This is a genomic window from Veillonella parvula DSM 2008 (genome assembly GCF_000024945.1).
In the GTDB taxonomy this organism is placed as follows: domain Bacteria; phylum Bacillota; class Negativicutes; order Veillonellales; family Veillonellaceae; genus Veillonella; species Veillonella parvula.
The window spans coordinates 779,608-792,040 of record NC_013520.1 but is presented as its reverse complement, the minus strand read 5'-3'; the positions used below and the strand labels follow the sequence as shown (position 1 = coordinate 792,040).

Sequence of the window (12,433 nt, the reverse complement as noted above, 5' to 3'; positions counted from 1 at the left end):
ATCCCCAAACCTTATTTTTCTTACTTATGATGAGCTTTAAAATATTCCAATGTCTTTTGTAAACCAGCTTCTAATGTTGTAGTGGCAATAAAACCAAAATCACGTTCAGCTTTCACATTACTTAAGCGCGAATGTTTAATATCCCCTATACGTTCATTTTCATAATAAACCATAAAATCTGTCCCACTAATAGCCCGGAATCGCGTAATCAACTCATTCACAGATGTTCCCTTATTGGTAGATACATTATAAATACCTGTGCATTGACCATTCTCCATAGCCTTAATATTAGCATCTACCACATCATCTACATAAATGAAATCTCTAGTTTGCTCACCATCACCAAATACAGTTAATGGTTGCCCTTCGACAATCAAGCGGTTGAAAATACTGATAACGCCACCTTCACCGCCATCACCTTGACGTGGTCCATATACATTAGCATATCTAAAGCATACTGTATTTAATCCAAAAGCTTCATGATAAATACGCAAATAACCTTCTGCAGTAAGCTTTGTCAAGCCGTAAAAAGACGAAGGCATACCACTCAAGTCTTCAGTCAATGGCAATACTGCCAAGTCACCATATACAGCAGCTGATGAAGGCATTAAAAATTGTTCAACTTTCACTTTACGACAAGCATCGAGAACATTAATAAGCCCTATTAGATTTACATCACAGTCATAACTTGGGTTCTCCATGGAGGATTGAACCATTGTTTGTGCCGCTTCATGAAATACGATAGCCGGCTTAAACTCTTCAAATACAGATAGTAATTTTGGATCTCGTACATCCATCTCAATAAATCGAGCATCTTCATGTACAAAGGAGCGCATACCTGTAGATAAATCATCTATAACGAGTACATCGTGCCCTAATTCAATTAATCTATCAACTAAATGGGACCCAATAAATCCGGCCCCACCAGTAACACATATATTCATAGCGCCCTCCCTTCTAACATCTTTAAATACCTGCACCTTGTTTTGCTAGTGCATCAGCCATTTCATTATATGTATCGCCTGTATGAGCAGCCACCTTGTGAAAGTAAACTCGCACACGATTTTTTATAGAATCATAAAATGCTGAGTACTCTTGGGTTAGCTCATTATTACGTTTCCATCCCTTAGTAGCCCACATTTCTATGCCCATATAATCATAGTAAAGTGAACATTCAGAAATCCCACTATCAACCGCATATTTCATAACATGCATAGCAGCCAACAACTCGCCAGCTACATTCCAAAACGATGTATATCGTTTATCAGTAGAGGAAAAAGAAAAAGTTTTCCTCTTGCCATTCAAAAAGATAACCCCACCTGCCCCAACAGTATTGGTCTCTTTATTATAACTACCATCGATATACGCAACCATATAGTTTGGAGTAGTAAAATCTGGTTTCACAACACTTGCTGATACTTTACTTTGAATACTAGAACTAGAAACTATAGGCCTAGAATTTATAGATTTAAACTTCACTTCTTGTGGCAATTTAAGTTCACTCTTTTTAGCGCTCATAAAATCACTTAAAGACAAACCTGAATTCTCTACAAAAGCACGTGCTTCTACTTCTGTCGAAAATGATTTGTAGATAGCACCACCATAGCCCTTTACTTGTTTCTCACAGTCAGACCATGTAGTATAAACTCCTGGTACACGGCCCTGACGAACAGCATAAAACTTTTTTGCCATACGTCCCCCTTAATGGTCCATTGTCAGTTCAACAAATTCAGCATTTACGACAGATGCCAAATCCTTTGGATTTACCTTCATTTGCATCCCGCGTAAACCTACGCTTACATATACAAACTTTTGGGGTTCCATAGTAGCATCAAAATAGGTAGGAAATGCTTTTTTCATGCCTACTGGAGAACATCCACCGCGCAAATAACCTGTAATACTTAACAAATCCTTAACATGAACAAGCTCTACAGACTTATTATGACTAACACGTGCTGCCTGTTTCATATCTAACTCTTCAGCCACAGGAATACAGAATACTACATATCCAGTTTTGTCACCTTTGCCAACTAATGTTTTAAAGACTTGTTTCTCATCGAGTTTTAATGCTTCTACTACATGAAGGCCAGCAGCACGCTCTTCAGACCACTCATATTCGCTAATACTATAAGGTATCTTATGAGTATCTAAAATACGTAATGCGTTTGTTTTTTTATGTTTCTCTTTACTCATCATAACCTCCATATACTAGCATAGCAAATAAATTTAATCATTACATAATATATTTCTATAGACAAATATAATTTTTCATTACTATTTATTTACGATTTTATTAATATTTTTTAATTCAATACGCAAAGTACCATCATCATTAGTTTTTATCTCAATAAACTCACGATTTTTCATATATTCTACAGGAAATGAAATCTCAATACCTGTATCTGTTTTAATCTTATGATGCTCTCCAACCTTCGTGGCAAACTCACGATTTACTGGCAAAGGACGCAGCATATCCGCATCAGCTAATTCTTTCTTTGCCGCCTCTTGTTGAATAGGATTCGCTTTAAATACCTCTTCTACAATACGAACAGGATCAACGGTATCTGATACTTCTGCATTTTTAGCAATCATAGATTTAGCCGTTGTCAACTCAACAACGCCATCAGACTCATGAGCTTGAGCCACCTTATCTACGATAGTCTTTACCTTTCTCACCGTATCTCGCGAGGATTGATTAGTCCCTAATTGCAAGACCTTATCTGCTAGGATATAGGATACCTCACCATCAAATTCACCTTTAGGTTCAAAAATACGAACACTAAAATTAGAGAGATTAATAGATGCAAAGGCCCGTAATTTTTGTGATGGCATAGGTAGTACTGCCTTATGAGAAACGAGTTCTGTAGCCAATGTACCATCATCTTCACTGAATAATTGATGGGTAAAAGCATCATGAGCTTGACACAAAAGAATACAAACATAAGGCGTATCCGTAACGGCTTCACAGATAATTGTATCAATAACAACAGAATCAGTAGCTTGTTTCATATATGTAAACAAGCTTTCACCTAAATTCTTAGATAAATCAATAAACTTAAGCGCTCCATTTTTATAGTCTACTAATTGTTTGCCTACAGGACTCGCATCATGTAAGGTTCCGGTTCTAGCCCCTGGATCTTTGAAAGCCTTAACTACATGATTTGCAATATAATCTTGTATAGCTTGATCCCCAACCTTTAATTCATGTTCAGAATATACAGCTAACGAGGATGTAAAGTCAAAAATCTCTAGCGCCGCCTTATTAATCTGCATGATGCCTCCTTGTAGTACAAAAAATGTTTACCCTTTATTATACCACTCTTTTAACTTTCGTTTATCAACTTTTGAGCATTCCGTAAGGGGTAACATAGGAACTTCTATTATAGCTTTTGGCCACTCTACAGGAGGTCTTTTATTATGAATAAGTTCTATAACTTCACTCAATCTAACCTCACCATCTAGCACCATATAAACTACATAGTCTTCCCCTCGTATCTCATCAGCAATATCGATAATAGCAACCTCGGAAACCCCTTGTAAAGATTGTAAATACAATTCCATCTCTGGGATAGAAATTTTATATCCCCCTTTATTGATTACGTCACCTGCTCTCCCATTAAACATAAGATACCCGTCACTATCAATGTATCCACAATCATTTACAGTATACGTATTGGGAATTCCTTCAATACGATAATTTGTTGTCACATAAATGACATTATCATTCTCTGCGATTTTCACGGTTGGAAATGGTCTCCCTACCGTACCTTCTCGCGCTAACCATTCTTTACCAGTGCAATACGTTATATAGTTAAGCTCTGATGCACCATAGTACAAGATAAACTCCATATCAGGGCATATATGTTGTAACTGTTCCATTAATTGTCGATCCAGAGCTTGAGATCCTGCAATGATGTATTTAATGGATGATAATTTACTTTTACAATGTCGAACCAATAATCGTAGTTTCGTTGGTAATGCATATATATGGTCTACATTGTATTCCTCTATAAGCTGCATCCATCTACTAGGACGCAAGGAACTCGTTGTAACCACGGTCCCTCCAGTCCATAAAGAGGCAATGACCATATTGCTAACACCTGTGAAACTAAAGCTTCCCTGTAAAAAGATTTTAGTATCTTTGTTTATATGAAAAATATCATTTTGAATATCAAAAAAATCGCGCCAAGACATTTCTCGTCTCCACAAAGATTTTGGTCGTCCCGTAGTCCCCGATGTAAGTACCCCAAAATCAGCTAATGGCGGTACACCTTCATAGGCTATAATACGAGCTAGCTCATCTACATAAGCCGTATCCATCTCATTGTGACATACCATAGGAATATTACCTTTATGTAATGCCCCAAGCCACTGTGTAAGTTGTTCAACAAACGACAGTTCCTGAATTAAAAGAATCTTAGTATTTAATGTCTTTTTAGACTGAGTAAGATTTACAATGCGACTTGTATTATTAATACCGACCGATAGAATAGCATCATATAGTTCACCATATGTATATTGTATGTCATCTACGATTAAAGCCATTTTATGGGGCTCTAAATCTTTATGCTGTTGTAAGCGTTCAATAATTGTCATATTACATGCGTTCCATAATTAAAGCCGTACCTGTGCCCCCTGCACCAGCAATAGCACATAAACCATAACGACCACCACAAGATTCTAAAGCAGCCATACAGTGAAGCACTAATATGGCACCAGAACATCCATAGGGATGTCCATAAGCTAAGGCACCTCCAAGCATGTTATATTTTTTAATGTGATTAGGGTACGCCTTGTTAAAAAGAACATCAATGATGGCAAAAGCTTCATTCCATTCCACCACATCAATATCATCCATAGTTAAACCTGTACGTTTTAAAATGGCTTCTGTACTTTCAAGAGCGCCCTCCGGACTAAACTGAGGATTTCCTGCCCAAGGTTTAACGCTATGAATTTTAAAAGGACCCTTTTTATTAGATAAATATACAAAGGCCGCTCCATCATGAGTTAAACACGCATTACCTGCATTTGTAATAGAGTCAGCTCCCAACAAAGGCTTCATCCTAGACAAGAGTTTCTCGTTCATCGTAGGTCGAATACATTCATCTATACATCTTTTACCATCTATAGTAATAGGCATAATATATGACTGTAAATATGGGTTATCTAAAGCAGCTGATGCTCTTTGATGACTGCCAATAATATGTGGATATAAATCCTCCTTTGTTACATTGTGTTTATGGATAGTCCGCTCAGCCCCTTCGAGCATGGCTAAAAGAGATTGATTTTGGGGCGTAAATTGAGCTACCTTATAGGTTCCTTTTCGATCATCCCCTGATGCATACACCCGCTCTGGCTGTAACGAAGAACTTTCAATACCACCCGCAATGACAGCATTCATAACACCTGACACAATATGTGTATACGCCATCTCAATACTCATTAATGCCGAGGCACATTGCATATCAACGGTGATAGCAGGCACAGAATTTGGTAAATTACACATAAGCCCCATGAGACGGCCAAGGTTACCACCAGTACCAACCGCATTACCACAGAAGATTCCATCTATATGTGAAATAGTATAACGATTAATTATTTCATCAATTACTTGAGAGCCCAAAATCTCGGGTCTCATATGTTTATATTGTCCATTTAAAACGCCGATAGGACTTCTAAGCCCACCATGAATATATACTGACATATATACTCCTTCTATTAAAAGCAAAAAAGAGACATCCCGCAGAATGCCACTTTAATTGTATTCTAAATTTTAACTTTAGTTGCTAACCAAGAAGCAACCAGACATTTTACGATATCTCCAGGAATAAATGGGAACATGACTACAGGCAAGGCCGCCCAAAGTTCTGTTTTTGTAACAATCATAAAACCTGCTACACCAAAGAGGTACACTACAGGAATGGTAATCACAAGAGATCGCCAGGCATAAGAGAAAAAGCTTTTTTTAGAACCTTTAAAGATACTTAGTAATGTATAGGCAACTGGCCAAGAAAAAATAAAGCCACCTGTTGGTCCCAACAATTTGCCAAGACCAGCCGTACCGCCAACAAATACTGGTAACCCAACTGCACCAAGCAAAATATAAATGATAAATACGATAAGTGCATCCTTAGGCTGTAACAATAAGCCGATTAATGTGGCTACCAAAGTCAAAGCCGTTACCATAGCGGGACTAAATGGCAATGGGAAAGAAATATATGCTGAAATACATAATAAGGCTGTTAATAAAGCCATTTTTGTTAAACGTCTTGTTTCCATAATTACCTCTAACTAATACATCTTTGTTTCAAAGATGATGAATCTTCATTTTCACCGAAAAACGTAGCCGAAAATGCCAATGTATCACCAATATAACCTTCTACATGAGCATCTTCAGGATATTCCACCAAAGTTACCTTGTCATCTGCAATAACTGGTGCATGAAAATAAATCGCCATTTGCAGAGCAGATTTACTAATATTCCAAAAATCCCACATCGTTTCTAAAATCATGCAGCCAGGAACAACATAAGGATTCTCACGATGGATTGGATTCGTATCATTAATATCATTTACAAATCGTATGACCTCTTCCTTAGAGAAAGATATAGCACCATCTGTTCCCTGTTGGTTTATAGTAGAACGAATGTTAAATTGTTTTGGCACTGGTCGTAAATCAACCATCAAGAAGCCTGAGCGATCCATAATACCAATTGTGGTGGTTTTAGCCACCTTCGATACGATTTCACATACCGTTCTATCACTACCTGAGGAATCATAATGCATATGTTTAATAACGCTGTGTCCTGGTAGATTCAAATCATTATTACATAATGCTTTAAATAATGTTCTCATATAATCACAGTCCTTTTATTTATTCAATATCTTGATTATAATCAACATTATTTCATTCGTCAACAAAAGGCATTGTTCATATGTTAACAAATATCAAATGAGTTTGAAACTATAAACAAAAAGAGCCTATGATACATATCATAGGCCCCTCACGTGGAAGTTTCATAGATTATCTATTTTAGATCCAATTCCTTTAGGTAAGCTTTAAAGCTTTCACCCAATTCTTCGTTGCGCAATGCATACTCAACAGTGGCTTTTAAATAGCCCAATTTATCCCCTGTATCGTAGCGAATACCTTCATATGCTAATGCATACGTATCCGTTTTAGAGGCTGCCAATGCATCAGTTAATTGGACTTCATTACCTACACCAGGCTTAGTAGCTTCTAAGATATTGAAAATATCTGGTGTTAAAATATAACGACCTAATACAGCGAGTCGAGATGGAGCATCCTCTTTCTTAGGTTTTTCCACCAAGTTATCAACGCGATATAAATTATCAGCCAATGCTTCACCAGATACAATACCATAAGAACTAACTTTATCTTCCGGTACAAATTGAGCGCCTAAAATAATACCAGGATGCTCATTATAGCAATCAATCAACTGTTTTAAGCATGGATTTTCTGGATTGTAAACAATATCATCACCAAGTAACACTGCAAATGGCTCATCACCAATAAATGCTTTTGCACACAATACAGCATCACCAAGTCCACGAGGTGCTTTTTGACGAATAAAGTGAACTTTAATGTCCGCCAAATCCTTGATCATAGCCAATGGTTTATTTTTACCTTGACTTTGTAATAACAATTCTAATTCAACACTACTATCAAAATGGTCCTCAATAGCACGTTTATTACGACCTGTAATAATTAGAATTTCTTCAATCCCAGAATCTAAAGCTTCTTTTACAATGTATTGGATAGCAGGTGTATCGACAATAGGAAGCATTTCTTTTGGTTGTGCCTTGGTAGCTGGTAAGAAACGTGTACCAAAACCAGCTGCTGGAATTACAGCTTTTCTAATGCGTTGCATAGTATTCTCCTAACTAAAAGTCTTTACCTACAAATTTAATTTTCCATTGATCATTTTTATTTTTATGTCCATCTTTATATGTTAAGTACATATCGAAGGAGTGTAAATCACGATGCCATGTATAATAGACAGAATCAATATCCCCACTCATCATGTTATTCTTAACACTTACAGAAATATCATCTAGGCGAGTCAATTTATACGTACCGCCATAAATAAGCTCTTTTGGAAGTTCTGTCGTGTCAAAACGATAAGGGGAATTATTGTAGGTTATATTTCGTTGATTATAGCTAACCCATACATTAGCACGATTACCAACTTTAGATTGGAATCTAGCACCCCAATAAGGCATGCTACGGATACTACCATCATAACCATAGTAGTCACGTTGGTAACCACCTAAGAAGCGTAAATCAGCATTTTTACCAAGCTTAATCGGATCATGAGAAACCTCTGCATAATATTCTTTATGAGAACCTTTTACAGAGCCCTCTTTCCAATAACCAGCATTAACCCCACCACGTACAGTAATTGGAGAATTTCCTACATGATATGTATGAGTATCCAAACGAGCTTCACCGATTTTTTCTACCCATACTGTTTCATCATTATATTCATTAGATTCCTTGCTATAACCAACAGAAGCAGTCCCCCAAGGTAAATAATGACGATATCCCACCTGTGGTTTAAAACCAGATTTAGAATACCAACGATAGTCAATATAAGCTTCACCATTTTTACCGATAGGATATTCTGTACTACCATGTAAGCCAATACCATCATCGTTACTATACGTAGGTTTTGGTATTAAGGAAAAAATACTAAATTTGCCTTCTTTGTCATGACGCAATGAAGTCGTATAAGATGGCAAGGATAATACTTTAAAGTTTTTAATATAAAAGGATGGTTTTTTAATAACGACTTTATCACCAGGATATACCTGAATATCTTGACCCTCCACACGATAATCTGGAGTATGAACAAAAGCCATTGCATGTTTTGTAGTGACCATGCCCTTTTCCATATGGCCTATTTGTCCATCAAAAGTGGCGTTATTGCCCTTTACATAATAGGGATCGCTCCATCCCATGGCTTGGTCTGCCTCAAAGTGACGATCGCTAGTGCGATACGTCATATTTTGACCTGTAATATCTTTTGTTTTACCGCCATCTTCCAAATAGCGATAGCCCCCAACAGTACGATATTCTGTGGTTTTAGTATTACCTTCAATACGGGGGGCCATCAAAGTTTGATTGCCTTGAGACACCACAACATCGCCTTGAGCATATACATCACCTGTAGAGCCAGTATAAGACATTTTATTAGCATCGATACGTGTAGGCAACTGTTCAGCAGGAGCAGCAGATTTCGCTTTTTCACCACGACGTACAACACGGATATTACTATATTCAGGTGTAGATGCTTTAGAAATTTCTCCTGCATAGGATTGACCTACGCTATCCAATGTATCTTGATATACAATAGTTGACTCAGTAGCGGCCCATACAGGTTGTGCTAAACAAACAACACATGCCGCTGCCAGCCATTGTACTTTACGTTTCCTCATGGTTACTAGAACTCCTATTACTTTAAGAATTTGTTAATTATTGATTACGCTTTACAACAACGATAGGTTGAGAAACATTTTCTATAGGTTCTTCTGGCTCCTCAACTGCTGTAGTATCTTCAGCTACAGCTGCATTTTCATCAGTATCATTATTTTCTACATATTCTTCAGATTCACCTGTTGTATTAGGTACAGTTACAGCATCAGCTAATTCATCATCACTATGAGCTAAACCATCGCCACCAATAACAAGACCTTGAATTGTTACGGAATCTTGAGGTTGTACATATACAGTAGCACCAGCTGGGTACTCAATATTTTTACCTTTGATGAAAGCGCCCCCTACAAGCCCAACAGGACCGAGTAGAACTGCGCCCGCTACAGATGCACCTGCTGCTTTAACTTCACTACGGGTTTTATCCTTAGCCTCTTTACCTTGTACAGCAGTAAATTCTGTACCATCAATAGCTGGGATTGTATCAAATGTAATATCTAACACACCATTACGACCAAAGGAACGAGCCTTTTTCAAAGAAGTAATTGTTCCGGAACCTACAGTGCCCGCAGGTACTAATAAGACATTGCCATCCATTACATTTTCTGCAACAGTAAAGGATATAGTGTCACCTTCATGACTAGTTTTAGAAGAAACCGCTTCATTTAGAGTCACTTTGAACACTTGATTACCAGACAATGTACCTACTTGGTTAGTAAGAGCCACATTGCTACCATATACCTTTGTCTTCAAAGAAATAATACGTTTTTGTAAGGACCCGCTACCAATGCGACCATTAACGCTACGTTCCATCTTTTCTACACGGTCTACAAGAGATCCTGCGTTAATGCTATTTTGATATGTATATTCCAATGCATCCATTTCTTCGCGCAAAGAAATATTAGTACCACTGCCTTCTACAGAATTGTAGAGGGAGTCAACACGTTTACTCAATGTTGCGGAATTACCATTGAAACCAGTACCATACACGGTTTCATCAAGTTGATTAATGCGGTCCACAACAGCACCATCTTGTACGGCTCCATATACAGTAGTTTCTAAAACATTTGTTTTTTCAGTTACTGTACCAGGAGCGGCAAATGCAGTGCCTGAAATTAGGGATGCCATTAAAAGTGTAAGTACTTGTTTCTTCATAAATTCCTCCACAATGTATCTAATGTATAACTGTTATACAACAGAATAAGCACGGGCCTAAGACCGTGCTTATTCCCTGAGTCTATCAATTTATATGCTCAGTGGCCATTAAATTTTCAAATCAATAATCGCAGATACACCTACGCCTTGAACACGAGATGCACCAACTGGGTTTGTGCTATTAACAGGAACTAATCCTTTTACACGAACCATACCATTAAAGCTACCTTCTACTTGAGCAACAGCTTTAACTTCTTCAATGCTAGAAGCAGGCCCAGTAACTTGAGCCGCACCGATATAACCTTTTGTACCAATACTGATAATAGGAACTACTTTAGTTGTATATTCAGTACTCAAGTTATTTTGTTTCAATAATTTATTTAGGAAAGAGTCAATTTGTGGACCAAATTTGTTAACAACAATGCCGATACCACCAATTTTAGCTGCACCACCAAGAATGCTGCTAAGTCCACCAGCTTGAGTTGTCAAGATACCACCAAATGCAGTTGTAGTTAAACAAATCCCTAGAACAGCTGTAATAATCTTCTTTTTCATAATAAGCCTCCTATAGATACTTATATTTTAACAAATTCTATACATAGATTCTAGTGAAAGTATAAGAACTTACACATAAAGATACTAACATAATATAGATTTTCGATGAATTCTTAATGAATTTTACGCAACTTAATTTAATGCTACCATCAACGATAAATCGTGTCAACATCTAATACAAGCTACATCTAGAAAGCTCAAAAATTGAAATAAAAAGATTAACAAAATGATATAGTTTAATTACTTTTATTAATTATAAATTTAACAAATTCGTGGAACCTGATCTTCGCCTAATAAATCAATCAGACGAACACCTCCAATAGCCGTTTGTAGACCAACCTTACCAATATTTTTATCTATAGTCTTACCAATTAAAACAGCTTCACTGCCCTCTTTAAAGCTATGAAGAATCTTAAGGACTTCGTTCGTAATAGATGGCTCTACAATAAGAACCACTTTCCCTTCATTCGCTAAATATAAAGGGTCATACCCTAATATATTACATACTGACTGTACCTCTTCATGAATTGGTATAGCCGTTTCTTCAACCTTAATGCCTACTTGACTCTGATCAGCAATCTCTTTTAAAACGGTACCTAGGCCACCACGAGTGGGATCTCTCAACAAAGCAACTTGAGTTCCTACTTTATCTAATACTGCTTGAACCATCTTATTTAGTGGTGCACAGTCAGTTGTTAAGGAGTCAGATAAATCTAAACCAAACCGTTGCCCCATAACGGCAATGGAGTGATCTCCAATAGCACCTGACAAAATGATATCTAGCCCTGCTTTTACGCGATGTGGACCAATATCTATTCCATCTGGAATCATACCAATACCAGCAGTATTAATGTAGATTTTATCTACTTCGCCCTTTTTAACGACCTTTGTATCACCTGTAACAATTTGAACATTTGCGGCTTTTGCCATTTCTGACATAGTGCGAAGAATTTCATCTAGCTCTTCAAAGGCCAAACCTTCTTCTAAAATAAGACCACAACTTAAATATTGAGGTATCGCACCATTCATGGCTAAATCATTCACAGTTCCACAAACAGCCAACTTGCCAATATTACCACCAGGAAAGAACGCAGGTTGCACCACATAAGAATCTGTAGAGAAGGCCATGCGCCCGGCTGTAACAGGAAACTGGGCACCATCGTGTAGGGGCGCCAATAAATCATTTGTAAAATATTTCAAAATAAAACGGTCCGTCAACTCATGACTAAATCGTCCACCATTACCATGGACTAAGCGAACTCGTTCCATA

Annotated in this window: 13 protein-coding genes; all 13 read right to left on the bottom strand. The window is 37.3% G+C overall.

All coding sequences use genetic code 11. The features are described 5' to 3' along the window. Positions 1 to 20 precede the first annotated feature (20 nt). A complete protein-coding gene (locus tag VPAR_RS03325; RefSeq protein ID WP_012864162.1) occupies positions 21 to 944 on the bottom strand; it encodes an NAD-dependent epimerase/dehydratase family protein in 924 nt (307 codons plus the stop codon). Between the two features lie 22 nt (positions 945 to 966). Further along, positions 967 to 1,692: a ribonuclease H1 domain-containing protein gene (locus VPAR_RS03320; RefSeq protein WP_012864161.1), complete on the bottom strand. Its 726-nt coding sequence runs from the start codon at positions 1,690 to 1,692 to the stop codon at positions 967 to 969. Between the two features lie 9 nt (positions 1,693 to 1,701). Continuing rightward, a complete protein-coding gene (ybaK, locus tag VPAR_RS03315) occupies positions 1,702 to 2,193 on the bottom strand; it encodes a Cys-tRNA(Pro) deacylase (RefSeq protein ID WP_012864160.1) in 492 nt (163 codons plus the stop codon). 81 nt (positions 2,194 to 2,274) lie between these two features. Beyond that, positions 2,275 to 3,273 (bottom strand): nucleoid-associated protein, encoded by a 999-nt coding sequence (locus VPAR_RS03310; RefSeq protein ID WP_012864159.1) that lies wholly within the window; start codon positions 3,271 to 3,273, stop codon positions 2,275 to 2,277. Between the two features lie 27 nt (positions 3,274 to 3,300). Continuing rightward, positions 3,301 to 4,596 carry an AMP-binding protein gene (locus tag VPAR_RS03305; RefSeq protein WP_012864158.1) on the bottom strand — a complete coding sequence of 432 codons (1,296 nt, stop codon included), beginning with the start codon at positions 4,594 to 4,596 and terminating at the stop codon, positions 3,301 to 3,303. Between the two features lies 1 nt (position 4,597). Continuing rightward, the gene (locus tag VPAR_RS03300; protein ID WP_012864157.1) at positions 4,598 to 5,704 is read right to left on the bottom strand and encodes a thiolase family protein; all 1,107 of its coding nucleotides are present in this window, start codon (positions 5,702 to 5,704) and stop codon (positions 4,598 to 4,600) included. Positions 5,705 to 5,766: 62 nt separating this feature from the next. Then, a complete protein-coding gene (locus VPAR_RS03295; RefSeq protein ID WP_004693338.1) occupies positions 5,767 to 6,279 on the bottom strand; it encodes a biotin transporter BioY in 513 nt (170 codons plus the stop codon). 8 nt (positions 6,280 to 6,287) lie between these two features. Further along, positions 6,288 to 6,854, bottom strand: a complete 567-nt coding sequence (locus VPAR_RS03290) for a hypothetical protein (RefSeq protein WP_012864156.1) — start codon at positions 6,852 to 6,854, stop codon at positions 6,288 to 6,290. Positions 6,855 to 7,027: 173 nt separating this feature from the next. Next, positions 7,028 to 7,891: a UTP--glucose-1-phosphate uridylyltransferase GalU gene (galU, locus tag VPAR_RS03285; RefSeq protein ID WP_004693334.1), complete on the bottom strand. Its 864-nt coding sequence runs from the start codon at positions 7,889 to 7,891 to the stop codon at positions 7,028 to 7,030. Positions 7,892 to 7,904: 13 nt separating this feature from the next. Then, positions 7,905 to 9,458: an LPS-assembly protein LptD gene (locus VPAR_RS03280; protein ID WP_004697340.1), complete on the bottom strand. Its 1,554-nt coding sequence runs from the start codon at positions 9,456 to 9,458 to the stop codon at positions 7,905 to 7,907. Positions 9,459 to 9,495: 37 nt separating this feature from the next. Next, positions 9,496 to 10,608 (bottom strand): hypothetical protein, encoded by a 1,113-nt coding sequence (locus tag VPAR_RS03275; RefSeq protein ID WP_012864155.1) that lies wholly within the window; start codon positions 10,606 to 10,608, stop codon positions 9,496 to 9,498. Positions 10,609 to 10,716: 108 nt separating this feature from the next. Next, positions 10,717 to 11,163 (bottom strand): hypothetical protein, encoded by a 447-nt coding sequence (locus tag VPAR_RS03270; RefSeq protein ID WP_004697051.1) that lies wholly within the window; start codon positions 11,161 to 11,163, stop codon positions 10,717 to 10,719. A gap of 261 nt (positions 11,164 to 11,424) precedes the next feature. Further along, positions 11,425 to 12,432: a hydrogenase expression/formation protein HypE gene (gene hypE, locus VPAR_RS03265; RefSeq protein WP_004697095.1), complete on the bottom strand. Its 1,008-nt coding sequence runs from the start codon at positions 12,430 to 12,432 to the stop codon at positions 11,425 to 11,427. Between the last annotated feature and the right edge of the window lies 1 nt (position 12,433).

Excerpts from the sequence above, each read along its gene's own strand:
- VPAR_RS03325 (WP_012864162.1), bottom strand. The coding sequence starts at position 944 with ATGAATATATGTGTTACTGGTGGGGCCGGATTTATTGGGTCCCATTTA.
- VPAR_RS03320 (WP_012864161.1), bottom strand. The coding sequence starts at position 1,692 with ATGGCAAAAAAGTTTTATGCTGTTCGTCAGGGCCGTGTACCAGGAGTT.
- ybaK (WP_012864160.1), bottom strand. The coding sequence starts at position 2,193 with ATGAGTAAAGAGAAACATAAAAAAACAAACGCATTACGTATTTTAGAT.
- VPAR_RS03310 (WP_012864159.1), bottom strand. The coding sequence starts at position 3,273 with ATGCAGATTAATAAGGCGGCGCTAGAGATTTTTGACTTTACATCCTCG.
- VPAR_RS03305 (WP_012864158.1), bottom strand. The coding sequence starts at position 4,596 with ATGACAATTATTGAACGCTTACAACAGCATAAAGATTTAGAGCCCCAT.
- VPAR_RS03300 (WP_012864157.1), bottom strand. The coding sequence starts at position 5,704 with ATGTCAGTATATATTCATGGTGGGCTTAGAAGTCCTATCGGCGTTTTA.
- VPAR_RS03295 (WP_004693338.1), bottom strand. The coding sequence starts at position 6,279 with ATGGAAACAAGACGTTTAACAAAAATGGCTTTATTAACAGCCTTATTA.
- VPAR_RS03290 (WP_012864156.1), bottom strand. The coding sequence starts at position 6,854 with ATGAGAACATTATTTAAAGCATTATGTAATAATGATTTGAATCTACCA.
- galU (WP_004693334.1), bottom strand. The coding sequence starts at position 7,891 with ATGCAACGCATTAGAAAAGCTGTAATTCCAGCAGCTGGTTTTGGTACA.
- VPAR_RS03280 (WP_004697340.1), bottom strand. The coding sequence starts at position 9,458 with ATGAGGAAACGTAAAGTACAATGGCTGGCAGCGGCATGTGTTGTTTGT.
- VPAR_RS03275 (WP_012864155.1), bottom strand. The coding sequence starts at position 10,608 with ATGAAGAAACAAGTACTTACACTTTTAATGGCATCCCTAATTTCAGGC.
- VPAR_RS03270 (WP_004697051.1), bottom strand. The coding sequence starts at position 11,163 with ATGAAAAAGAAGATTATTACAGCTGTTCTAGGGATTTGTTTAACTACA.
- hypE (WP_004697095.1), bottom strand. The coding sequence starts at position 12,432 with ATGGAACGAGTTCGCTTAGTCCATGGTAATGGTGGACGATTTAGTCAT.